Source organism: Bacillus sp. D7-8 (genome assembly GCF_052055895.1).
GTDB lineage: Bacteria > Bacillota > Bacilli > Bacillales > Bacillaceae > Bacillus > Bacillus velezensis.
The window spans coordinates 1525975-1550715 of record NZ_CP179922.1 but is presented as its reverse complement, the minus strand read 5'-3'; the positions used below and the strand labels follow the sequence as shown (position 1 = coordinate 1550715).

General features: G+C 49.3%; 22 protein-coding genes and 1 riboswitch. Of the genes, 1 reads left to right on the top strand and 21 read right to left on the bottom strand.

The annotated features are described in order from the left end of the window. Nucleotides 1-34: 34 nt before the first annotated feature. Nucleotides 35-2707, bottom strand: a complete 2673-nt coding sequence (locus ACKTRM_RS07865; RefSeq protein ID WP_012117527.1) for a calcium-translocating P-type ATPase, SERCA-type — start codon at nt 2705-2707, stop codon at nt 35-37. A 119-nt stretch (nt 2708-2826) separates the two neighbouring features. Here ACKTRM_RS07865 and ACKTRM_RS07860 point away from each other — a divergent pair, with 119 nt between their 5' ends. Next, nucleotides 2827-4533, top strand: coding sequence for an Rqc2 family fibronectin-binding protein (locus ACKTRM_RS07860; RefSeq protein WP_041482252.1), 1707 nt, complete (start codon nt 2827-2829; stop codon nt 4531-4533). Between the two features lie 447 nt (nt 4534-4980). On the opposite strand, the gene ACKTRM_RS07855 is transcribed toward ACKTRM_RS07860, so the two are convergent. The 20 genes from ACKTRM_RS07855 to ACKTRM_RS07760 form a co-directional block, all read right to left on the bottom strand. Then, nucleotides 4981-5469 carry a precorrin-2 dehydrogenase/sirohydrochlorin ferrochelatase family protein gene (locus ACKTRM_RS07855; RefSeq protein WP_012117525.1) on the bottom strand — a complete coding sequence of 163 codons (489 nt, stop codon included), beginning with the start codon at nt 5467-5469 and terminating at the stop codon, nt 4981-4983. After that, nucleotides 5450-6235 carry a sirohydrochlorin chelatase gene (locus ACKTRM_RS07850; RefSeq protein ID WP_012117524.1) on the bottom strand — a complete coding sequence of 262 codons (786 nt, stop codon included), beginning with the start codon at nt 6233-6235 and terminating at the stop codon, nt 5450-5452. The genes ACKTRM_RS07855 and ACKTRM_RS07850 overlap by 20 nt, the downstream gene beginning before the upstream one ends. Then, on the bottom strand, nt 6236-7009 hold the full coding sequence (gene cobA, locus ACKTRM_RS07845; RefSeq protein WP_007409740.1) for a uroporphyrinogen-III C-methyltransferase: 774 nt from the start codon (nt 7007-7009) through the stop codon (nt 6236-6238). Nucleotides 7010-7133: 124 nt separating this feature from the next. Continuing rightward, nucleotides 7134-7727 carry an adenylyl-sulfate kinase gene (cysC, locus tag ACKTRM_RS07840; protein WP_007611313.1) on the bottom strand — a complete coding sequence of 198 codons (594 nt, stop codon included), beginning with the start codon at nt 7725-7727 and terminating at the stop codon, nt 7134-7136. A 13-nt stretch (nt 7728-7740) separates the two neighbouring features. Continuing rightward, entirely contained in the window at nt 7741-8889 is a 1149-nt protein-coding gene (gene sat, locus ACKTRM_RS07835) for a sulfate adenylyltransferase (protein ID WP_012117523.1), read from the bottom strand. Nucleotides 8890-8937: 48 nt separating this feature from the next. Further along, complete coding sequence (locus ACKTRM_RS07830) at nt 8938-10002, bottom strand: inorganic phosphate transporter (RefSeq protein ID WP_012117522.1); 1065 nt, start codon at nt 10000-10002, stop codon at nt 8938-8940. Nucleotides 10003-10014: 12 nt separating this feature from the next. Then, entirely contained in the window at nt 10015-10716 is a 702-nt protein-coding gene (locus tag ACKTRM_RS07825) for a phosphoadenylyl-sulfate reductase (RefSeq protein WP_003154369.1), read from the bottom strand. Nucleotides 10717-10842: 126 nt separating this feature from the next. Then, a riboswitch (SAM riboswitch) is annotated at nt 10843-10947 on the bottom strand. A 101-nt stretch (nt 10948-11048) separates the two neighbouring features. Next, the gene (gene pyrE / locus ACKTRM_RS07820) at nt 11049-11681 is read right to left on the bottom strand and encodes an orotate phosphoribosyltransferase (protein ID WP_023356887.1); all 633 of its coding nucleotides are present in this window, start codon (nt 11679-11681) and stop codon (nt 11049-11051) included. Then, nucleotides 11678-12397: an orotidine-5'-phosphate decarboxylase gene (gene pyrF / locus ACKTRM_RS07815; protein WP_023356886.1), complete on the bottom strand. Its 720-nt coding sequence runs from the start codon at nt 12395-12397 to the stop codon at nt 11678-11680. Before pyrF ends, pyrE begins: the two co-directional genes overlap by 4 nt. Next, the gene (locus ACKTRM_RS07810) at nt 12366-13301 is read right to left on the bottom strand and encodes a dihydroorotate dehydrogenase (protein ID WP_012117519.1); all 936 of its coding nucleotides are present in this window, start codon (nt 13299-13301) and stop codon (nt 12366-12368) included. Before ACKTRM_RS07810 ends, pyrF begins: the two co-directional genes overlap by 32 nt. Then, entirely contained in the window at nt 13301-14071 is a 771-nt protein-coding gene (locus ACKTRM_RS07805; RefSeq protein WP_012117518.1) for a dihydroorotate dehydrogenase electron transfer subunit, read from the bottom strand. Before ACKTRM_RS07805 ends, ACKTRM_RS07810 begins: the two co-directional genes overlap by 1 nt. Further along, complete coding sequence (carB, locus tag ACKTRM_RS07800) at nt 14068-17283, bottom strand: carbamoyl-phosphate synthase (glutamine-hydrolyzing) large subunit (protein ID WP_012117517.1); 3216 nt, start codon at nt 17281-17283, stop codon at nt 14068-14070. The genes ACKTRM_RS07805 and carB overlap by 4 nt, the downstream gene beginning before the upstream one ends. Continuing rightward, the gene (locus ACKTRM_RS07795) at nt 17268-18362 is read right to left on the bottom strand and encodes a carbamoyl phosphate synthase small subunit (protein WP_007409730.1); all 1095 of its coding nucleotides are present in this window, start codon (nt 18360-18362) and stop codon (nt 17268-17270) included. The genes carB and ACKTRM_RS07795 overlap by 16 nt, the downstream gene beginning before the upstream one ends. Next, complete coding sequence (locus ACKTRM_RS07790; protein WP_012117516.1) at nt 18359-19645, bottom strand: dihydroorotase; 1287 nt, start codon at nt 19643-19645, stop codon at nt 18359-18361. The genes ACKTRM_RS07795 and ACKTRM_RS07790 overlap by 4 nt, the downstream gene beginning before the upstream one ends. Continuing rightward, nucleotides 19629-20543: an aspartate carbamoyltransferase catalytic subunit gene (locus ACKTRM_RS07785; RefSeq protein WP_012117515.1), complete on the bottom strand. Its 915-nt coding sequence runs from the start codon at nt 20541-20543 to the stop codon at nt 19629-19631. Before ACKTRM_RS07785 ends, ACKTRM_RS07790 begins: the two co-directional genes overlap by 17 nt. A gap of 140 nt (nt 20544-20683) precedes the next feature. After that, a complete protein-coding gene (gene pyrP, locus ACKTRM_RS07780; protein ID WP_012117514.1) occupies nt 20684-21994 on the bottom strand; it encodes a uracil permease PyrP in 1311 nt (436 codons plus the stop codon). Between the two features lie 154 nt (nt 21995-22148). Beyond that, complete coding sequence (pyrR, locus tag ACKTRM_RS07775; protein WP_003154392.1) at nt 22149-22694, bottom strand: bifunctional pyrimidine operon transcriptional regulator/uracil phosphoribosyltransferase; 546 nt, start codon at nt 22692-22694, stop codon at nt 22149-22151. 188 nt (nt 22695-22882) lie between these two features. Then, nucleotides 22883-23797 carry an RluA family pseudouridine synthase gene (locus tag ACKTRM_RS07770; RefSeq protein ID WP_007409726.1) on the bottom strand — a complete coding sequence of 305 codons (915 nt, stop codon included), beginning with the start codon at nt 23795-23797 and terminating at the stop codon, nt 22883-22885. 1 nt (nt 23798) lies between these two features. After that, the gene (lspA, locus tag ACKTRM_RS07765; RefSeq protein WP_003154398.1) at nt 23799-24260 is read right to left on the bottom strand and encodes a signal peptidase II; all 462 of its coding nucleotides are present in this window, start codon (nt 24258-24260) and stop codon (nt 23799-23801) included. A 101-nt stretch (nt 24261-24361) separates the two neighbouring features. After that, nucleotides 24362-24733: a TraR/DksA family transcriptional regulator gene (locus ACKTRM_RS07760; protein ID WP_012117513.1), complete on the bottom strand. Its 372-nt coding sequence runs from the start codon at nt 24731-24733 to the stop codon at nt 24362-24364. Between the last annotated feature and the right edge of the window lie 8 nt (nt 24734-24741).

The window sequence follows — 24741 nt, the reverse complement described above, 5'->3', positions numbered from 1 at the left end:
CATGCTATTACCCCTAAGATTATATCATATGGAATTATTTTTTTCTTGTCAAAAGTGAACCCGCCAGCAAAAAAGTAGGTATGCCCGACATACCGATAATCAGCATCCAATCGCCCGGCGTAATCGGCACTGTTTTGAAAATCGGCTGCAGCGGCGGATAATAGATGACGATGACCATCAGGAAGATAGAAGAAATGATGGCCCCGAGCAGATAGATATTTTCAAACGGATTCCGGGAGAAAACAGACGTTTCGCTCCGGCAGTCAAACACGTGTATAAGCTGAGCCAGGACAAGAGTCGCGAATGCAACGGTCTGTGCGTAGGGCAGATTTTCAGGATTGCGGTGATAGACGATGATAAACGCTAAAATGGTTGCAGCTCCGATTAAAAACCCTCTTGATACGACTTTCCAGCCCAGTTTTCTCGCAAACACTCCTTCTTTCGGGTGCCGCGGCTTCCGCCTCATCAGGTCTCCTTCCGGCTGATCCATACCGAGGGCCATCGCCGGCAGCCCGTCAGTGACTAAGTTCACCCACAGTATCTGAATCGGAACGAGCGGCAGCGGCAGAGCGAGAAGCATCGCAAACAGCATCACTAAAATTTCACCGACGTTGGAGGCGAGCAAATAACGGACGAATTTTCTTATATTTTCATAGATATTCCGTCCCTCTTTTATGGCTGATTTAATCGTAGCAAAGTTATCATCTACCAGAATGAGAGAAGAGGCTTCCTTTGCCACATCCGTTCCCGTCACGCCCATGGCAACACCGATATCTGCCTGCTTTATGGCCGGCGCGTCATTAACCCCGTCTCCCGTCATGGCGACGACGTGTCCGTTTTCCTGGAACGCTTTGACAATTTTCAATTTATGTTCAGGCGACACACGTGCGAAGACGTAGACATCATCGACTGTTTCGATAAGTTCTTTCTCCGTAAGCTCATTCAGCGTCTTGCCGTCCATCACACGCCCCTTTTTCGGAAGAAGACGCAAATCTTTTGCAATGGCCTTTGCCGTTTCGACGTGATCCCCTGTGATCATAACCGTTTTAATGCCGGCTTCACGGCATTCTTTAATCGCCTGTCTGACCTCTGGACGGGGCGGATCAATCATGCCTGACAAGCCGAGTATCGTCAGATTTTTTTCCGCCTGCTCCATTGTCGGCTTTTCTCCGGGCTTAAGCTGTTTATAAGCAATCGCGATCGTACGCAAAGCTTGCGACGCCAGCTCTTTCAGAACCGCTTCCGTTTCTGCTTTCTTTTCTCCTGAAAATGGCGCGCTTCTTGCGTCGTACATCAGATGTGACGAGCGGTCAATCAGCACATCGGGCGCTCCTTTAGTGATGACGAACTGCTTTTTTTCCCGATCCTCTACAATGACGGTCATCATTTTGCGGACGGAGTCAAACGGAAACTCGGCAACCACGCGGTAGTGCCCGCTGAGCCAATCGTTTGAATAGCCGCCCTTTCTTGCAGCCGTCAGCAGCGCTCCTTCTGTCGGATCGCCGTCGAGTACATAATGGCCGTCTTTCAGTGCGATTTCGGATGTGTTGCACAACGCGCCGAAAACCAGCATCTGTTCAAGAATCTTCTCATCTTTCGGCTTGATTTCCCGCTCATCTCGGGTGAAAACGCCCTCCGGCTCATAGCCGATGCCTGACACTTTAAATGTTTTTCCCCCTGACCACATATGGGTGACGGTCATTTTGTTTTGTGTCAGCGTGCCGGTTTTATCAGAACAAATGACAGAGGCGCAGCCCAATGTTTCAACCGCCGGGAGCTTTCTGACAATTGATTTTTGTTTGATCATGCGCTGGACGCCGATTGATAATGCCACCGTAACAATGGCGGGAAGCCCTTCCGGAATCGCGGCGACGGCCAATGACACCCCGGCCAAAAACATGCTGTAAAGCTCATGTCCCTGTAAGACGCCGACTGCAACGACCAATACCGTTAAAAGGAGCGCGACGATAATTAAAATTTTGCCGAGCTCTTCAAGTCTTCGCTGCAGCGGTGTTGAAAGGCTGCCGGCGGATTCCAGCATATCGGCGATTTTCCCCATTGCCGTATTCATTCCTGTACCGACGACGACGCCGACACCGCTGCCGCGCGTTACGATCGTACCCATAAACGCCATATTGCTGATGTCGCCTAACGAAACATCCGGCTTTCTCAGTTTATCAGCTTGTTTAACCACCGGAATTGATTCCCCGGTCAGCGCCGATTCCTCAATTTCAAGGCTTTTCGCTTCAACAATCCGCACATCCGCGCCAATCCGGTCGCCGCTTGAAAATTTCATGATATCGCCGGGAACGAGCTCCTTGGACTGAATTTTCTTCCAGCTCCCGTCCCGCAACGCTGACACATACGGCGTTGACAGCTCTTTTAATGCATGTAAAGACTTTTCCGCCCGCCGCTCTTGAAAAAAACCGAGAACCCCATTGACAAATACAATCGCCATAATCGCTACGGCATCTACATATTCGCCTAAAAACCCGGATATTAAGGTTGCCGCCAGCAGCACGAGCACCATAAAATCTTTAAATTGGGCGAAAAACACGGCGATCGCCGGTGTCCTCTTGCCCTCCTGAAGCTCGTTCGGTCCGTGCTTTTCAAGGCGTTTTTTCACCTCTTTTTCGGTCAACCCCTGTTTAATGGACGTATTTGTTGCTTTCAGCAAATCGGTTTGTCCCATTTCATGAAACTTCATTCTTCTCGTCCACTCCCCTGCCTCGCTTTAGAGATGTCACTCTGTAAACAAGCTTATTCTGACTCGTCCCTTTTCATGCTATAATTATCGAATGCAGGAAGAAGGAAAGGGTGTTTTATATGTCTTTTGATGGCATGTTTACATACGGAATGACACATGAATTAAACAGCCGGATCGCCGGAGGCCGGATTACGAGAGTCCATCAGCCTTTTAAGCACGATGTGATATTTCATATCCGCGCTAACGGAAAAAACCATAAATTATTATTATCGGCGCATCCGAGCTATTCACGGGTGCACATGACAAACCAGGCCTATGAAAATCCGAGCGAGCCGCCGATGTTTTGTATGCTGCTCAGAAAGCATATAGAAGGCGGATTTATTGAGAAAATAGAACAGGCCGGATTAGACCGGATTATGATATTCCGGATAAAAAGCAGAAATGAAATCGGCGACGAAACCGTCAGAACACTGTATGTGGAAATTATGGGACGGCACAGCAATATTATTCTGACTGACGGAGAAGGAGCCATCATCGACGGGCTGAAACATTTATCTCCGTCGATGAACAGCTACCGGACCGTTCTGCCGGGCTATGATTACAAGCTTCCTCCCGCTCAGGAAAAAATTTCGCCGCTTGCCGCGGATGAAGAGGACGTTTTGCGTTATCTCAGTTTTCAGGAAGGACGGCTTGACCAGCAGATCGTCAGACACTTCTCCGGTGTTTCTCCGCTGTTTGCAAAAGAAGCCGTGCACAGAGCGGGTCTCGCTAACAAAATAACGCTGCCGAAGACGCTGATTGAAATGTTCCATGCCGTGAAAGATTGCAGGTTTACACCGAACATTACGACAGCCGGCGGAAAGGAATACTTTTATCTCCTGTCTCTCACACATGTAAACGGAGAGGAGCGCACCTTTCACTCACTGAGTGAGCTGTTGGACCGGTTTTATTTCGGCAAGGCGGAACGCGACCGCGTCAAACAGCAGGCTCAGGATCTCGAGCGGTTTGTCGCAAATGAACGGAAAAAGAACGCCAATAAGATAAAAAAGCTGGAAAAGACGCTCGACTACTCAGAAAATGCGAAGGAATTCCAGCTATACGGCGAACTGCTGACGGCGAATTTGTATATGCTGAAAAAAGGTGACAAAGAAGCGGAAGTCATCAATTATTATGATGAAGAAAGTAAGACAGTGACCATCCCTTTAAATCCGAACAAAACACCGTCAGAAAACGCGCAGATGTATTTTACAAAGTACCAAAAGGCGAAGAATTCCGTCGAGGTGGTAAAACAACAGATCCGTCTGGCCGAGGAGGAAATCGCTTATTTCGATCAGCTGATCCAGCAGCTCTCCTCCGCCTCCACAAAGGATATTCACGAAATAAGGGAGGAGCTTGTGGAAGGCAAATATCTGCGACCGAAACAGCAGCGAGGACAGAAAAAACAGAAGCAGCACGTTCCTGTTTTGGAGCAATATGAATCTTCACGGGGATTGACGATTCTTGTCGGCAAAAACAATAAACAAAATGAGTACTTAACGACAAAAGCTGCCGCAAGGGATGATTTATGGTTCCACACGAAAGACATTCCGGGTTCCCACGTTGTGATTAAAAGCAACGATCCGGATGAACAATCCATACTGGAGGCGGCTGCGATCGCCGCTTATTTTTCCAAGGCGAAAGATTCCGGCTCCGTTCCCGTTGATTATACAAAAATCAGACACGTGAAAAAGCCAAACGGCGCAAAGCCCGGATTTGTCACCTATGACAGCCAGCATACCGTATTTGTCACACCTGATGCCGACCTTGTCATACGGCTGAAAAAATAAACGCACCTCCAAGCTGAAACCCGCACTCAGCTTGGAGGTGTTTTTTATTACTTATAAACGGAGACGACACTCTCCCAGCCGTCAGAACCATCTATACAGTATCTGATCAGTTTCCCGTCATGTCTGCCTGATCCGCCGGGGGCCGTCTCTGATTAAAGCGGTCACACCTGATTTGGCGGCGGATACTGTCACCTTCACTCGCCGCACCTGAGCACATCCGAGCAGTCAATATCAATATAATCATGCCGGGTCTCTGACCTTTCCTTTGTATGCGGGCGGAATCCAGGCGGCATTGGGATCAGATACATATTCCGCATCACTTCGCAATCCTGACCGCTTGTCGGCATATACCGTTCAAACTGCCCGCTTTCGTTTTGAATTGTTCACATTCGGGGACTGTGAGGACAGTATAAAAAACACCCTGCCTGATGACAGACAAGGTGTTTTTTATAGTCTTCTTCTTTTCTCAAATAATCGATCCACTTCTTCAGCCAAATCAGCAGTAATGAGAGGCTCTATGTCCTCAGCCAGTCTTTTCGTATGTGCCGGGCTTGCGCCGCTTGTTGATACGGATACTTGAATGCGCCCTTTGCGGATGATCTTCGGCATATACACGCTGCCCTGTTCAGCATCGCTTACACAATTGACCAGCTGCGTTTCAGAAGCGCTCGCGGCTATCTCCTGATTCACGCTGCAGTCATTTGTCGCGGCAATGATGAAAAAAGCGGGCGCGAGATCCTTCATTTCAATTTTACGGGAAACCCAGCGGATGCGCCCTTCATCCGCCAGCTGTTTAATTTCGGGCAGGGCATCGGGACTGATTACAGTAATATCCGCGCCTTCCGGAAGCACCGTTTTGAGCCTTCTTAAGGCAACATTGCCTCCGCCCGCGATGATAATTCTTTTTCCGCTTAAATTAATGTGCAGAGGCAGCATACTGTCCCCCCTTAAAATCAAACTGACCGCCGGGGTTTCGAACAGCTTCTGACACACGGTTCAAAAACGCCTGCTTAATATGCGGGTGAAAACCTAAGTATGAAGCGAGATGAACATTTTGATTGACCGTTTGAAGCTTTTGAACTTCCCGTTCAATCTCAGTCATTAAAAGCCCGGTAAACAGAAGATATGGAACGATAAAAACGGGTGCTCCGTCATCCTCTTCAAGGCCGGCAAACACTTCTTTATAGTGCGGATCACATGCTGTTAAAAAACAAGGGATGACTTCTTTAACAGGTGTAATCGCCTCAAGTTTTCCGGCAATCTCACTGACTGCGTTCTTAACTGCCGGATCTGTGCTTCCTCTTCCGATCAGCACCACTTTCGCCTGCTCAATGGGCACTCCGGTATCTTCAATGCGATGATGCACCGCTTTTACGACTTCATCGTCCACTCCGATCGGAACACCATATGTCACTTTTATATCGGGATGCAGGGCCGCCGCACGGGCGATTTCAGCCGGAATGTCATGTTTTGCGTGGGCAGCGGTCAACAGCAGCAAAGGCACGGCCGCAATATGAGTGGCGCCTTGTCTGACACATGCTTCAAATCCCGCTTCAATAGACGGTTCCTGCAGTTCTAAAAAACAAATTTCCTGAATGGGAGCGTCAGCGTGCGGCATGCACCCTTTTAAAAACGCCGCCGACTCTGTCTGCGCTTTTTTCATCCTGCTTCCGTGCCCGATGTATAAAATCGCCTGCTTCATTTACAACGCCTCGCTCAAATCCAGATTTTTCTGTTCAGATGCATACCAGTCCAGTTTGCAGTGATAATTGACGACATCGCCGATAACAATTAAGCTCGGGTTTTTGATTTCTTCTTTTATCACTGTGTCTGAAAGCGTGCCGACGGTGCAGACGACTGTTTTTTGCCTGTCCGTCGTTCCCCAATGAATAAAGGCTGCCGGGGTGCCGGCGTCTCTGCCGTTTTCCAGCAGCATTCTTTCAATCTGCCGGATATTTTTAATTCCCATATAAATCACCAGCGTATCAATGCCCGTCGCCAGCGCTTTCCATTTTTCTTCAAAGTCGTCTTCTTGTTTATAATGTCCCGTAACGAATGCGACATTGGAGCTCGCCTCTCTGTGCGTCACGGGAATGCCGGCATAAGCAGCAGCCGCGATTCCTGATGTAATGCCGGGAACGATCTCAAACGGAATGGCGTTTTGTGCGAGAGCCTCCGCTTCTTCGCCTCCGCGGCCGAAAACAAACGGGTCGCCTCCCTTGAGCCTTACAACGGTTTTCCCCTTTTTCGCATACTTCACAAGGAAACGGTTGATCGTATCCTGTTTCATAATGTGAAAATCCGGGAGCTTTCCGCAGTAAATCAGATCCGCTTCTTCTCCGGCATATTGTAAAATCTCTTTGCTTACCAATCTGTCATATAATATAACGTCCGCTTTCTGTATGGCTTTCATTGCCTTCACCGTTAATAAGTCCGGATCTCCCGGACCGGCTCCAACGATAAATACTTTCCCCATAGCATGTCTCCCCGATCCGTTTTGAAATCTTCCCAGAACAGCCGCGAGGCCGCACTTCAGCTATTTTACCATATCCCGCCATTGCGGGGGATATCCGGCTGATTGCGCGGCCTTTTTGGACCTATTATGCTAAGCTGTTTTTCACAAAGTCAACCAGTCTTCCGGTGCATTCTTCGCGTTCACATTTGCCTGAATCAAGTACGAGCTCAGGCGCTTTCGGCTCTTCATACGGTGAGTCGATCCCCGTAAAGAACGGAATTTCACCATTTCTTGCTTTTTTATATAAACCTTTCGGATCGCGCTTTTCACATATATCGAGGTCGCATTTCACGTAGATTTCATTAAATTCGCCCTCTGCCACAAGCTCTCTCACCTGATCTCTGTCCTCACGGAACGGAGAAATAAAAGCCGTGATGACGATGGTTCCCTGCTGAACGAAAAGCTTCGCCACTTCCCCGATGCGGCGTATATTTTCCTTGCGGTCATCATCGGAAAAACCTAAGTCCTTGTTTAAGCCGTGGCGGATGTTATCACCATCAAGCACGATGACTTGATAGCCTTGTTCAAACAGCTCGCGCGCTGCGGCGTTTGCAATCGTGGATTTTCCTGAACCGCTTAAGCCCGTCAGCCAGAGGATAGAGCTTTTATGCTTGTTTTTCTGCTGGTATTCTTCTTTCGTTATTGAGGCTTCATGCCACACGATATCACGATTTGTCACTCTATTTTCCTCCTTAAGAAACGCCTGCTTCTTCTTTCGTTTTCAGCCCTTTAATCAACACCTCGACAACTTCCGGACGGCTGAATTCCGCCGGCGGCATGACGCCGCTTCGCAGCATTTCTCTGACCTTTGTTCCTGACAGAATGACGTGGTCTTCTTTGTCATGCGGGCATGTTTTGGCCGTTCCCATGTTGCCGCATTTCTGGCAGAAGAAGCTGTGCTCGAATTTCATCGGTGTAATCCCGAGTTCATCCGCTGTAAATTGATCAAACAGCTCTTGCGCTTCATATGTGCCGTAGTAATCACCGACGCCGGCATGATCGCGGCCGACGATAAAATGCGTGCAGCCGTAGTTTTTGCGGACAAGGGCGTGGAAAATGGCTTCTCTCGGCCCCGCATACCGCATAGCCGCCAAAAATACGCCGAGGAACACGCGGTCTTTCGGATAATAATGATCGAGCAGCACCTGGTAGCTTTCCATTCTGACATCCGCCGGAATGTCATCTGATTTTGTTTCACCGACGAGCGGGTTCAAAAACAGGCCGTCAACCGTCTCAAGCGCGGTTTTTTGGATATATTCGTGGGCGCGGTGGACCGGATTTCTCGTTTGGAAACCGACGATGGTTTTCCAGCCCTTTTGTTCGAAGCTTCGTCTTGTATCGGCAGGTTCAAATGTAAACTCGGGAAACTGCTTTGACGCTTTTTTAACTAATGTGATCGGCCCGCCGACATACGTATCGCCGCGTGAAAATAATTTTTTCACGCCCGGATGCGCTGCATCATCGGTTTTATATACGTGAACGGCTTCTTTTTGTTTATCCGGCGTATAAATATCTTCGATGTCGACTACGCCGTATGTTTCTCCGCCGTAAGTCAGTTTCACCGTGTCGCCGACGGCAAGCTCAGCCGCTTTTTCTGAATCGACCGGAAGCGTGATCGGCAGGGACCAGACAACCCCGGATGCCAGACGCATATTTTCAACGACTGACACGTAATCTTTTTCTGTGAAAAATCCTTCAATCGGGCTGTACCCCCCGATCCCGATCAGCTCTAAATCAGCGAACGAAATCAAATCAAGCTCAATTTCTTTTTGGACGGATGTAAGATCATACTGCTCATTTACCCGATTAATTAATGTTCCTCCGTGCGGTGCTAAACTCATAATACATGATTCCTCCCAGTTAACAGATAAATAAACTCAGATTAATAGTTAAATGCCTCCGCCTTGTTCATGGACAGAGCGTTTCTCTTTTCGGATGGCTTTCATCAGACTGGCGGCTCCGCCAGCTGCCAAAAGCACGCTGGCCATCATAAAGATGGAATAGTAATCTCCTTTTAACAGCAGGGAGACAAGCAAATACGAAATCGACAGTGACAAAAACGGTGAAACGACCCATACTTTGAGCATCGTTTTCACGACTTCTTTATGAAAAACGTTCGGCCCGTTTTTGGCCATTCCGATACCGATAATTGATGATGATGTGACTTGCGCCAATGGGACCGGCAGACCGAAGACGGAACTGATAATGACAAGACCCGCGCCGGTTCCTGAAAGCAGTATGCCTTCTCCGGCTGAAAATCTCGTAATCTTTTTCCCGTTGGTTTCAAGCACTTTGCGTCCTAAAAGCAGAGCGCCGAGAGCGACAAAGATGCCTCCGTACAGCGTTCCTTTGGACACGCTGAGCACGCCCGCAGCAACCAATGGGCCCACCGCATTTGCGACATTGTTCATTCCGGCTGAAAAAGCTTCCCAAAACCCCGCAATCAGCAGCACAATCCCTAAAATCTTCTGTTTCCGATTCGAAATGACTCGAATATTCAGAGAACTGAATACCTTCGAGACGAGAAACGTGAAACAGAACGCGACAAACGGTACAAGCACCCAAAAACTCACGATGACTAAAAGATGCTGTAAAAACAATACTTTGTACGCGACGCCGACACCGACAATCGCCCCGACAGTGACCTCACTCGTCGACAGCGGAATGCCGAGCACATTCGCCGTGAATAACGATAGCGCCGCCGATCCGATAATAATGCAGACAATGGTGAGCGTAATGGTTTGTTCGGGAATGATTCCGCCGCTGATCGTCTTAACGACTTCTCCGCCGCCGATAACCGCCCCTGACAGGACCCCGGCCGCGCAGATGATCAGCGCATACGTTTTCTTTTTAACGGCGCCGGACCCATAAGCGACTCCCATTGAAGCCGCGGCTCCGCTTGCTCCGATATTCATGGCAAAAAACAGGCAGAATAAAATAGCGGCTAATTCCATCGTGCAGCTCCTTTATTCATGCAGTCCGCATTCTGTTTTCGCCATGCCGTTCCATCTGCCGCTCCGCAAATCTTCCGCGGTAAACGCAGGTGAAGTGCACGGTTCACAGCCGATGCTCGGATACCCCTGATCATGGAGGATATTGTAATCCAGCTCATGCTTGGAAGTATATCTCCAGATGTCTTTCCATGTCCAATGGATCAGCGGGCATACTTTAATCGATTGAAACTTGTCGTCTTTATTCAGGAAATTCGTATTCGCCCGGCTCGGCCCTTGATCCCGGCGAAGGCCGGACAGCCATGCCGGATGCCCTGCGAGCGCTTCTCTTAACGGCAGAATTTTTCTGATGTAGCAGCACTGGTTCGGTTCTCTTTCCCACAGTTTATCTCCGTGAGCCTCGGCCTGTTCTTCAAGAGTAAGACTGGGCTTTTTCAGGATAATGTTCAGTCCCGGGTAACGCTCTTTCACTTTTTCGATCGTTTCATATGTTTCTTTAAAGTGAAGACCCGTATCGAGAAACACGATTTCCGCATCTTTCTTTACTTTAGAAATTAAATCGATCAGGACGATGCCTTCAATCCCGAAGCTGCACGCGTAAACAAGCTGGTCTCCGTAGTGGCCGTATGCCCATTTTAAAACGGACAGCGCGCCTTTATAGGAATCGTCTTCCGGAAATGTAATCGCCGGCTCTTCCCATGTGTCATACGTTAGCATTTTTCCTTTCCTCCTCCCGGAGACAATCAAACAGCTGTTGTTTTCTGCCGGTTGTCTTATCCCTCAATCTTTTTTTATATAAAAAACTTTCAATCCAGCGGAATGAAAGACAGTGACCCGGTATAGCCCTTATCTTCAAAATGCTGTGCATTTTTCTGGATGCGGCACCTTGCAATACACGCAGGTTGCCGGGCGTCATCGGTCCAGTCCCTCAGCCGCTCTTGATAAGCTTTTTAGATTTGTACTAAATTTTAGCACAATTCTAACAGAAGTCAACCCGAGTTTTTTGATAGGAATAATAAAACAGGCCCTGAGGCCTGTTTTTATTGTCATTATTTTTTAAACCAATCTTTTGACTCGGGATTCTGTTTCCATGATTTCAGTTTCTCAATGTCATCTGAATGAATCGTTCCGTTTTCAAGCGCGACTTCAATCAGCGTGTCATAATCCGTTAACGAGTAATAAGGAAGACCCGCTTTTTTAAAGGCTTCTTTTGCTTTCGGCAGTCCGTATGTAAAAATGGAAATGACGCCGAGGACTTCCGCGCCCTCTCTTTGAAGGGCCGCCGCAGCTTCAAGCACGCTGCCCCCGGTAGAAATCAAGTCTTCAATCACGACTGTTTTTTGCCCTTTTTTAATGGCGCCTTCTATTTGATTTCCTTTGCCGTGCGCTTTCGGTTTGCTTCTGACGTAGCACATCGGCGCGCCTGTACGATCTGCTAGAAGCGCAGCATGCGGAATGCCCGCCGTTGCAGTGCCCGCGATCATCTCCGCCTCGGGGAAATGCTCTTTCAGCAGTTTGCCGAGCCCGTCCGCCACATCATTTCTCACTTTTGGATACGACAATGTCAGACGGTTGTCACAATAGATCGGTGATAAAATGCCGCTCGCCCACGTAAACGGCTCATTCGGGCGTAAAAAGACAGCTTCAATGTGTAATAGATGTTTTGCGATAGCCTGTTTCATCGGCGAACGCCCTCCCATTCCAGTTTAATTGCTTCATATGCTTCAACGGGGTTTTCCGCTTTTGTAATTGAGCGGCCCACGACGATGGCTGACGAACCGTTTTCTTTCGCAAATGACGGAGTCGCCGTCCGGACTTGATCGTCAGCTGCGTCACTGGCCGTGCGGATGCCTGGTGTGACTGTCAGAAATGAAGGCCGGACCGCTTCATAAATGGCTTTTGTTTCATGTACCGAACATACCACTCCGTCCAGCCCGCACTCTTCCGCCATTTTGCCGTAATGCACAACCGTTTCTAACAGCGGCTTATGCAGCAGAAGCTCTTCCTTCGCCACCTGCTCTGAAGTGCTGGTCAGCTGAGTCACCGCGATTAAAGACGGGCGTTTTCTGCCTGCCGGCGTGCCTTCTTCAAGTCCCTCAAGGGCCGCACGCATCATGCGTGCGCCCCCTGCCGCATGCACATTGACGAGATCAACGCCGAGGCCGGCCAGCCGCTTCATCGCTTTATTGACCGTAGTCGGGATATCATGAAGCTTTAAATCTAAAAATATATCACAGTTCCGTTCTTTTAATTGGTGAATGATGGCGGGGCCTTCCTGATAAAAAAGTTCCATCCCCGTTTTGACAAAAAGCCTTTCCTTTTCAAACAAGTCTAAAAACGTTAAAGTCTCTTCCCCTGATGCAAAATCAAGCGCGATGATGGGCAGGTTGTTTTTCATGTTTCCAGCTCCTTCCGATGCATTCACTTACAGATTGAAAGCCGTATTGACGCAGCACACGGGGGAGCTGTTCTATGATTTCCGGGCAGACGAACGGATTGACGAAGTTTGCCGTGCCGACGGCAACCGCACTCGCTCCCGCAAGAAGAAATTCTAATGCATCCTCTGCGGTCTGAACGCCGCCCATCCCGATAATCGGGATATGAACGGCCTGGCTGACTTCGTATACCATCCGGATGGCGACCGGTTTGATCGCCGGGCCTGACAGTCCGCCCGTTTTATTTGCTAAGATCGGCCGTCCCGTCTTGAGATCGAGCCTCATCCCGATGAGTGTATTAATCATCGTCAGACCGTCAGCACCGGCCGCTTCAATCGCTTTGGCAATCTCGGTTATGTTTGCGACATTAGGCGAAAGCTTCACATACACAGGCACTGCGGAAACTTCTTTCACCGCTTTTGTCAGTTCGGCCGCCATGACGGGATCAGTACCAAAAGCAATCCCCCCCGTTTTGACATTCGGACATGAAATGTTAAGCTCAAGCGCATGCACATTCGGCGCTTGGCTGATGTGCTCGGCCACTTCTTTATAGTCGTCCACCTGAGAACCCGCGACATTTGCGATAATCGGCGTGTCAAATTGTTCGAGCCAAGGCAGCTCATGATTGAGCACATGCTCAAGGCCGGGATTTTGCAGTCCGATGGCATTCAGCATTCCCGCGCTTGTCTCCGCCACTCTCGGCGTCGGATTTCCGAAGCGGGCTTCGTTCGTCGTGGCTTTAATCATAATGCCTCCGAGGCATGATAAATCGTAAAATCCGGCATATTCTTTCCCGAAACCGAAACATCCGGAAGCGGGGATGATCGGGTTTTTCAATTGGAGACCCGGCAGATTCACCTCTAACATTACAGCGCCACCTCCTCAGCTTTAAATACCGGCCCGTCAAGGCAGACCTTTACATAGGATGTATCGCTTTCACCCGTGCGGCACACGCAGGCGAAGCAGGCTCCGATGCCGCAGCCCATCCGCTCTTCCATCGAAAGATAAACCTCTTTATGGCCGTACTGCTGCTTCAGAGCTTTCAGCATCGGTGTCGGTCCGCAGCTTAGCAGGACATCGAATTCGAGCTGCTTTTCACGGATGACATCGGTGACAAACCCTTTCTCTCCATATGTTCCGTCAGCCGTCGCCACATAGGTGTCTCCGTACGCACGACATTCCTGTTCGTAAAAAACATCCTTTGCTGATTGAAATCCAAGCACATGAATGACGTTTACGCCTTTTTCCGTCAGACGCTTTGACAGTTCCTGCAAAGGCGGAACCCCCACTCCGCCTCCGACTAACAGCGCGGTTTTGCCGGGTTCAATCCGCCGGACGGGGAATCCGTTGCCGAGAGGGCCGAGAACGTCTATCCTGCCGCCCTCTTTTTTCCCGGCCAAAAGACGCGTTCCCTCACCGTCAGCTCTGTAGATAACGGATACTTCATCCGCGGCGAAATTGACGTCCGCAATGCTGAGCGGTCTTCTTAATAGCGGCGTGACCGCGTCACTCACCTTCAGATGTAGAAATTGACCCGGCTCGGTAAGGTGCCGGACAAGCTCTCCTTTCAGCACCATCTTATAAATCCGGTCGGCAATTTCTGAGTTGGATTGAACAGTCAAGTGCGCTTTCTTCATACCGTAACGGCCGCCTTTGGATTGGTTTTGGATGCAGGCATATGATCCGCCCGGAATGTCATGCTTTCCAGTACCCGCAAAATGGCTTCGGCCGTATCTAAAGATGTCAGGCAGGCGACTCCGTTCTCAACGGATTCGCGGCGGATTCTGAAGCCGTCTCTGGCCGGCTGTTTGCCTTTTGTCAGCGTATTGATGACAAATTGCGCTTCGCCGTTTCTGATGACATCGAGCAGATTTTTCCCTTCTTCGCCGATTTTTCCGACGACCTGAGCCGGAATCTGAGCGTCTTTCAAATAAGCCGCTGTTCCTTCCGTCGCCAAGATTTTATAGCCGATGGCGTGGAACCGCTTCGCGATCAGCAGTCCTTCTTCTTTATCTTTATCGGCAACAGTCAACAGCACTGAGCCGTAGTTCGGGATTTGAATGCCAGAGGCAATCAGCGCTTTATAGAGCGCTTTTTCCAGGGTTGAATCTTTGCCCATGACCTCTCCCGTCGACTTCATTTCAGGGCCTAACGTAATATCTACTCTTCTCAGCTTCGCGAATGAGAAGACAGGCGCTTTCACGAATACCCCCTGCTGTTCAGGCTGCAGCCCCTCTTGATAGCCGAAATCAGCAAGCTTTTGGCCGAGAATGACCTTTGTCGCCAGATTCGCCATCGGAATCTTTGTGATTTTGCTTAAGAACGGCACGGTTCTGCTTGACCGCGGATTTACCTCAAGCACATACACTTCACCTTGCGACAGTACGAACTGGATGTTCAGCAACCCGATGATGTTAAGGCCTTTTGCCAAGGCTACAGTGTATTGTTCGATTTTTTTCTTAATGTCTTCGCTTAAAGACTGAGGCGGATAGACGGCGATTGAATCCCCTGAATGGACGCCGGCCCGCTCGATATGCTCCATAATTCCCGGAATAACGACTGTTTCGCCGTCAGATACGGCATCGACTTCGATTTCTTTCCCCGTCAGATAACGGTCGATTAACACCGGATGCTGCGGGTTGATTTTGACCGCATTTTTCATATAGTGAAGCAGCTCTTCTTCGTGATAGACGATTTCCATCGCCCGGCCGCCGAGCACATACGAAGGGCGGACAAGTACCGGATAGCCGATGGATGCGGCAATTTTGACCGCTTCGTTCACCGATACGGCGGTTTTTCCGAGCGGCTGCGGCACATTCAGCGCCTCAAGCGCCTGCTCGAACTTATCCCGGTCTTCCGCACGGTCTAAATCTTCAAGTGATGTGCCGAGGATTTTGACGCCGCGGGCGCTCAATTCTTCCGCAAGATTGATCGCCGTCTGGCCGCCGAATTGGACGACAACGCCTTCCGGCTGCTCCAAATCAATGATATGCATGACATCTTCAACCGTCAGCGGTTCAAAATACAGTTTGTCTGATATGCTGAAATCAGTGGACACCGTCTCAGGGTTGTTGTTGATAATAATCGCTTCATAGCCTGCCTGTTTGATGGCCCAGACAGAATGAACGGTCGCATAGTCAAATTCGACGCCCTGTCCGATGCGGATCGGGCCGGAGCCGAGGACGACGACGCTTTTTCTTGATGTAACCTCAGACTCATTTTCTTCCTCATATGTGCTGTAGAAGTACGGGGTTTCTGATTCGAATTCCGCCGCGCATGTATCCACCATTTTATATACAGGCTTGATGGCTGCTTCTTTTCGCATTTGATACAGCTCTTGTTCCGGCATATTCCATTCCCGGCTGATATATTTGTCGGAGAAACCGAGTTCCTTCGCTGTCTGAAGGACGGCGAGGCTGCCTTTTTCCGCTTTCAGCTCTGTTTCAAAAGCGACCAGCTTACAGAGCTTGTGCAAAAAGAATACGTCAATTGCGGAAAACTCATGAAGCTGCTCCACTGTATAGCCTCTTCTGAACGCTTCAGCAAGATAAAACAGCCGTTCATCCCCGGCTTTTCTGATCCGTTTTTCCAAAAGTCCGTCAGAAATCTCTTCCGCATCCTTCAGTTCCAGGTGATAGACATCGGCTTCAAGTGAGCGGACCGCCTTTAACAGCGATTCTTCAAGGGTGCGCCCGATGGCCATGACCTCTCCGGTGGCTTTCATTTGCGTCCCGAGCCTGCGGTTTGCCGACTCAAATTTGTCGAACGGCCAGCGCGGGATTTTAGAAACGACATAGTCAAGCGCGGGCTCAAAAGCCGCATATGTTTTTCCCGTTACGGGATTCATCATTTCATCAAGAGAAAGCCCGACTGCGATTTTCGCCGCAAGCTTTGCGATCGGGTAACCCGTCGCTTTTGAAGCGAGGGCAGATGAGCGGCTCACCCGCGGATTCACTTCGATAATGTAATATTGGAAGCTGTCGGGATCGAGCGCGAGCTGAACATTACAGCCGCCTTCAATGCCGAGCGCGCGGATCAGCTTTAATGAAACATTGCGCAAAAGCTGATATTCCCGGTCGCTCAAAGTCTGGCTCGGGGCAACGACGATGCTGTCGCCCGTATGGATGCCGACCGGATCGATATTTTCCATGTTGCAGACGACGATCGCGTGATCTCTGCTGTCTCTCATGACTTCATATTCGATCTCTTTGTAACCGGCAATGCTTTTTTCCAGAAGGCACTGATGGACGGGGCTGAGTTTTAATCCGTTTTCGACGATCTCTTTCAGTTCTGCTTCATCCGAGCAGATGCCGCCGCCCGTTCCGCCTAATGTGTAAGCGGGGCGCACGATAACCGGAAACCCGATCCGGCCGACAAATTCCTCGGCTTCCTGTAAAGTGCGGATGATCTCACTTTCCGGCACCGGTTCATTCAGCTCATTCATCAGCGTACGGAATAAGTCGCGGTCTTCCGCCTGCTGGATGGCGGACAGCTTTGTGCCGAGCACTTCCACCCCGCATTCCTCAAGAACCCCGAGTTCAGACAGCTCGACGGCAAGATTCAGTCCGGTCTGTCCTCCCAGAGTCGGCAGGATGGCGTCCGGCCGTTCTTTTCTGATAATACGCGTGAGAAACTCCGGCGTCAGCGGTTCTATGTATACCCGATCAGCCATTTCCGTATCCGTCATAATCGTTGCCGGATTCGAGTTGACGAGAATAACTTCATAGCCTTCTTCCTTTAAAGCGAGACACGCCTGTGTGCCCGCATAATCAAATTCCGCCGCCTGTCCGATAATAATCGGGCCTGATCCGATCACTAAAATCTTTTTAATATCTACGCGTTTTGGCATACCGCTTCCCCTTCTTTCTCAGTTGTTTCGATCAAGTCAATGAATCTGTCAAATAAATGATTGGCGTCTTCCGGTCCCGGTGAAGCTTCAGGGTGGTACTGAACCGTAAATGCCGGCAATGTTTTATGCTTGAGTCCTTCGATCGTTTGATCATTGATCGCAATGTGCGTCACTTCAAGCTCTGTCTCATCTATTGAAGAAACTGTATATCCGTGGTTTTGAGCGGTTAAAGCGACTTTCCCTGTCGCAAGCTCTTTAACCGGATGATTAGAACCCCTGTGTCCGAATTTCATTTTTTCCGTTTCCGCTCCGGATGCCAGCGCAAATAATTGGTGGCCGAGGCAGATTCCGAATAACGGCACCTTCCCGAGTATGCCTTTTATCATTTCAATGGCTTCCGGCACATCTTTCGGATCTCCGGGTCCGTTAGAAAGCATGATGCCGTCCGGCTTGAGCTGAAGCACTTCTTCCGCCGTTACATTGTACGGCACAACGATGACATCGCATTTTCTTTTGTTTAACTCTCTTAAAATGCCGTGCTTCATACCGAAATCGACGAGTACGATGCGTTTGCCGCGGCCCGGACTCGGATATGCCGTTTTCGCAGATACTTGAGCGACTTGATTTCTCGGCAGTTCCGTTTCTTTCAGCCTTGCAAGAACCTCTCCGACATTCTCCTCACTTGAAGCAAACGTTCCTTTTAATGCGCCGGCCGTGCGGATCATTCTTGTGAGCTTTCTCGTGTCAATCCCTTGTAAGCCGGGGATATTTTTCATTTTCAAATACTCGTCAAGCGTGTAAGCCGAACGCCAGTTGGAAGGCAGCTCGCACAGTTCTTTTACGATCAGCCCTTTTACAAAAGGAGTGATGGATTCAAAGTCATCTCTGTTAATTCCGTAGTTGCCGATCAGTGGATACGTCAGCGTCACGATCTGCCCGCAGTAAGAAGGGTCTGATAAAATTTCCTGATAACCGGTCATTCCCGTGTTGAATACGACTTCACCCGCGGTATGCTCCAGGCTCCCGAATGCTTCACCCTCAAATACCGCTCCATTTTCCAGCACTAGTCTTCTTTTCATTTGACGAGTCTCCCTTCTTCGTATGCAAGCTTACCGGCAGCCATCGTTGCAACAGGCCAGCCGAAGCACTTCATCTTGTTGAATGGCGTATTTTTTCCTTTAGATAAAAATGTATCTTTGTCAATGGCTGCTTCTTTTTCCAGATCAATCAGGGTGATGTCAGCCGGCGCCCCCGGTGCAAGCGTTCCGTACGGAAGAGCGAATGCCTCGCAAGGTTTTACCGTCATGAAATCAACCAGCTGCTTCAGCGTCCACTCCCCGTTTTTCACAAAATGTGTGTACAGAAGCGGAAAGGCTGTTTCTAAACCGACGATCCCGAAAGGCGCAAGCTTCATGTCCGTGTTTTTCTCTTCTTCTGTATGCGGCGCATGGTCAGTGGCGATGAAATCAATCGTACCGTCTAAAAGCCCTTCAATCAGCGCCTCTCTGTCCTCTTTGCTGCGAAGCGGCGGATTCATTTTAAAATTGGTATCAAGTCCCGGGATATCTTCGTCACAAAGCAGCAGGTGGTGCGGCGACACTTCCGCCGTCACGCGGATTCCCGCTTTTTTTGCGTCTCTTACGGCTCTGACGGATTCTTTCGTGCTGATATGACACACGTGGTAATGGCAGCCCGCCGCTTCCGCCAGCAGGACGTCACGGGCGATATGTACCGCTTCACAAATGGAAGGTATGCCGTTCAGGCCGTTCGCTTTTGAAAAAGATCCTTCATGCACGCTCCCTCCGTAAATAAGTGAGTTATCCTCACAATGAGCGACAATCGCTTTATTCATTGAAGCCGCCCGTTTCATGGCTTCATACATCATTCCGGCCGTCTGAACGCCGACGCCGTCATCGGTGAAGGCGAATGCGCCGGCTTCATGAAGCGCCTTAAAATCTGTCATTTCTTCGCCGGTTTGTCTGATCGTAATGGATGCGTAAGGAAGAACCCTGACAGATGAGGTTTCTTTGATCCGGTTTTGCAGCCATTCCATCTGCTCTTTCGTATCCGGCACCGGCCTTGTATTCGGCATGGCTGCGACTGTGGTAAAGCCGCCCCGCGCCGCGGCTTTAGAGCCCGTCTCAATGGTTTCTTTTTTCTCGCCGCCCGGTTCTCTGAAGTGGACATGAAGGTCTACGAGCCCCGGTGAAACGAACAGTCCCTCAGCGTCGATCACCGTTTCTCCGTCTTTCGCTGTCAGAAGCCCGGTTTCCGAAATGAATTCACCCGTTACCCGGATATCCTGTGCCACTTTTTCTCCCTGTTCATTTAACATCCAGCCGTTTTTAATGAGATAAGACATAAGCCGCTTCTCCCCTTTTCACATTGGTTTGCAGTGCTCTTTTTAAGACTGCCATTCTGATATACACGCCATTTTCCATTTGTTTAAAGATTCTTGATTTTCCGCATTCCACTAATGTTGTGTCAATTTCGACTCCTCTGTTCACCGGTGCGGGATGCATGATGATGGCATGCCGCTTCATGCTCTCCGCCCGCTTTGCGGTCAGCCCGTATGCTTCCAGGTAGCCTTTTTGGTCGGCTTCTGTCTGATGCCTTTCATTTTGGATGCGGAGCAGCATGACCACATCTGAAGCTTGTATGGCTTCATCCGTCTGAACACAGGTGCCGAAGGCGTTTTTCTCATCCTGCCATTGCGGCGGACCAGAAAACAGCACACGTGCGCCGAGCCTTGTCAGCACCTCGGCATTCGACCTTGCCACCCTGCTGTGTTTGATATCGCCATGAATGGAAACCGTCAGGCCCTGAAAGGTCTCAAATTCCTCTTGAATCGTCATTAAATCGAGTAATGACTGAGTCGGGTGCTGGCCGCAGCCGTCGCCGGCGTTTAAGATCGGAATATTGACTCTGCCGGTCAGATCTTTGTAATATTCATCCGTGCTGTGCCTGATGACGCAGGCGTCCGCTCCGATTGATTCCAGTGTTTTGACCGTGTCATATAAGGACTCGCCTTTTTGAACGCTTGTGCTCGTATCGTCTAAGCTGAGCACGTTCATTCCGAGTTTCTTTTCCGCCACTTCAAAGCTGAACCGCGTTCTCGTGCTCGGTTCAAAAAACAGATTCGCAACAAATTTTCCCGCGAGATCATGGCGGACTGTTCCCTCTTTTATTGCTTTTGCCTCACGCAGCAGTTCTGTAATTTCAGCCGCGCTCAGTTCAGACATCGCCGTTAAATGATTCATGTTTTTCTCCTCCGTTTCCGCTTGAAGGCCGTAAAAAACACCCCGGTCTATAGACTCGGGGTGCGGTTAAAGAGAGAAGCAGGTACAGCTTCTTCCCGTTATAACCCTTCCAAGCCTCTCTGGACTTTCTTTAAAAGGTTTTATATATGATTTTGTTTTTCTGATGCAATCGCGTCTTCTTCATTTGCATGCGGCAGGATAAGGTTCAGGATGACTCCGACGATTGCCGCAAGCGCCATGCCGGATATTTGGAACCCGCCTTTTGATACTTGAATAAAAGCCCCTCCGACGCCGATCACGAGGATGACGGATGTGATAATTAAATTTCTCTTGTTTTCATAATCAATGTTGTTGTCAATCAGCATTCTTAAGCCGCTGGAGGCGATAATTCCGAAGAGCAGGAAGGAAACGCCTCCCATAACCGCGGACGGAACAGAGCTGATCAGCGCTGATACTTTTCCGATAAATCCGAAGCACAGCGCAATCACACCCGCGCCACCGATGACAAAGACGCTGAAAACTCTCGTAATTGCCAGTACTCCGATGTTCTCGCCGTATGTCGTCGTCGGCGGGCCGCCGATTAACGAAGCGATAATCGTCGCTACGCTGTCCCCCATTATGGAGCGGTGCAGTCCCGGCTTTTTAATGAAATCCTGTCCGACGACTTTACTCAGCACCATTTGGTGGCCGATATGTTCTGACATCGTCACGAAAGCGACCGGCACCATCGCAGCCGCAATGCCCAATGTCACTGACGGCGTATAGTCTTTGAAAGGGATGATAAATTCAGGAACGGCGAACCACTTTGCATCAATGACCGGCTGAAAATTGACGATGCCCTGTGTCAGCGCAAACAGATAGCCGCCTATAATGCCGATCAATACCGGAATCAGGCTTAAAAATCCTCGTAAAAAGATGGCGCAAATAATGGTGATTGCCAAAGTGACGCCGGCTACACTGAAATGTTTCAAGCTGTAGACGAGTTCCTTTGCATTCGGATCGGCATACATTGCCATATTGACGGCTGTGCTTGCCAGTCCGAGGCCGATGACGATGATGACCGGCCCGACGACCACCGGGGGCAGCAGCTTCATCAGCCACCCCGTTCCAAGCTGCCTGATGAGAAGCGCGATCAGGCCGTACACAATTCCCGCCAGGAAAGCGCCGACCATGGCAGCCCCCGGCCCTCCCGTCGCCTTCACCAAGATAATCGGTGATATAAAGGCGAATGATGAGCCGAGATAAGCGGGAATCTGGCCTTTTGTCACCAAGAGATAGGCGAGTGTCCCGATTCCGCTCGTGACAAGCGCCACTGCCGGGCTCATTCCGACCAGTTTCGGCACGAGTATGGTTGAACCGAACATGGCGAATAAATGCTGCAGGCTGAATGACAGCCAGGACAATGGATTGGGGACATCCCTGACTCCCAGGTTTACTTTTTTCTTACTCATGGCGTTTTCCTCCCGGTTGACTTTCAAATGGTATAAAAAAACCTCTTTGCTTTTTGCGCAAAGAGGCATACAAAACCCGGCCGCGTCGATCCGCCCGGCTTTGTGTTTTAAAATCCTCTTTGCAAACTCTCTGGAATGCATTTAAAAAGGGTGATTATTCATTTTCGTAAATGGCGACCATATCAGTCTGATCAACTTCGCTCAGCTGAACCATCACTTTTTCAGCTTTTGAGGTCGGAATGTTTTTCCCGATATAGTCCGCTCTGATCGGCAGCTCCCGGTGCCCTCTGTCGACAAGCACGGCAAGCTGTATCGATGACGGCCGTCCGACATCAACGAGGGCATCCATCGCAGCTCTCACCGTCCGGCCGGTATAAAGCACATCATCAACCACAATGACCTTTTGGTCTGTGATATCGGCCGGAATGTCCGCGCCTTTTACAAGCGGCTCTTCATTGCTCGTTTTTTTCGTCAGGTCGTCACGGTAAAGGGTGATATCGATTTCCCCGACGGTGACCGGATTCCCTTCAATCTGTTCGATCCGCTCAGCCAGCCGCTTCGCTAAATAAATGCCTCTTGTTTTAATTCCTACAAGAATGCAGTCATTCATTCCTTTATTCCGTTCGATCATTTCATGGGCTATCCTTGTCAGCGCCCGCCTGATCGCCTGTTCGTCGAGAATAACAGCTTTTTGATTCACTCGTGACACCTCTCCATTCGTATATAAGAAGAAAAAACCCCTCCTGCCAGAGCATAGAGGGGTTCCTTTCCAGGACGAAGACACATGCGTATCTCTTCTGTCCTATCCGTTATCCTTCTCAGCCTCTCTGGACTGTGTTAAAGAATCTATTCAGCTTGTTTTTATTATTTCAGAAAAGAAAGTCGCTGTCAATGGCTATTTCTTAAATCTTCAATGAGTTTTTTCATATCTTCAGGAAGGGGCGCTTCAAACTCCATGTATTCGCCCGTCCGCGGATGATCAAAACCTAATATTCCGGCATGAAGCGCCTGACCATTGAAATCAATGGTTTTTCTCGGTCCGTACTTCGGGTCGCCCGCCAAAGGAAACCCGATATATTTCATATGAACACGGATCTGATGCGTTCTTCCGGTCTCAAGCCGGCACTCTACGAGCGTGAAATCTTGAAAACGCTCAAGCACGTGGAAATGCGTGACGGCGTTTTTGCTGCTTTCTCTTGTTACGGTCATGCTTTGACGGTCTTTTTTATCTCTCCCGATCGGAGCGTCAATCGTTCCGTCATCATGTGAAATCACCCCGTGGACAACCGCTGTGTACTTTCTGGTCACGGTTTTATTGACGAGCTGATTAACGAGTGATTCATGCGCCATATCGTTTTTAGCGACCATTAACAGACCGGAAGTATCTTTATCAATCCGGTGGACGATTCCCGGGCGCATGACGCCGTTAATGCCGGAAAGGTCGTTGCAGTGAGCCATCAGTCCGTTTACAAGCGTCCCTGTCACATGGCCGGGCGCCGGGTGTACAACCATGCCCCGCGGTTTGTTCACAACCAAGACATCCTGGTCTTCATAGTAAATGTCCAAATCCATCGGTTCTGCAAGCACGTCCAATTCTTCCGGTTCAGGAATGGTGACGTTTACCTGATCGCCGGGCTGCATTTTATAATTCGCTTTTACGGATTTGCCGTTAACGGATACCAGTCCCTCTTTTACCCATTGCTGCACTTGAGTGCGTGACCAGTTTTCTCCCGTTGAAGCCAAAAATTTATCAATCCGTTCGCTCTTTTGTTCAGGCTGAACGGTTATCTCAAATTGATTCATGTTATTGCTCCTTCTTTTTCCCGCTGTCAAACAGCATATGAATAAATAAAAGTATTACACCGACGCACAGTGAGGAGTCCGCGATATTAAATATCGGATAGTGATAATCCACGATGATGACATGAATAAAATCCACCACTTCCTGGCGCGCCGCCCGGTCAATAAAGTTTCCGGCCGCACCGCCCAGCATTAAGCCGAGAGAAATTCCGAGTAACATCTGCCCTTTTGCATAACGCTGTATGTAATAAACGATTCCGATAATCACGGCGATGGTAATGACGTAGAAAAACCACATTTGGCCGGCTAAAATACCCCACGCCGCTCCCGTGTTGCGATGAGATGTGATATAAAGCACCTGATCGATGACAGGTATGCTTTGTCCCAATTCCATATGGCTGACAACAAGCCATTTGGTCAATTGGTCGGCAATAATAATAAAAAGAGCGATTAGATAATAAAGCACACACGTTCCTCCAGTATACAGTTACTTTTATCCTTTATGAATTTTATCAGTAAAAGATGCCAGAGTAAAGGCAGATCATAAGCGCATGCAAACAGACGCTGTCATTCATACAGCGCCTGATCATATGCATAATCTCCGGGTTCCCAATATGGAAGGGTTTTCTTTTCAAATTGAGCGGGATAATAAAAATCATCAGCGGTTCTGGCCGTCGGCAGCACCGCAAGTTTTTCAATCGGAATGGGGTCGCCTGTTTTTTCACAATAACCGTACATATTGTTTTCAAACTTAGACAGGGCAAGAAGAACGTCCTGAAGTTCTTCTTTTATATGATAGATCAGAGTTGCTTCTTGGTCGTTCATTGAAGGTTCAACAGATGCTGACATGTGAAAGCAAGAATATTCGAATAATCTTGATTGAAGTTCTTCTTTCATCATGAGAAGCTCCGTGTGGATTGCGGTCAGTTGATCATTCATTCATCACA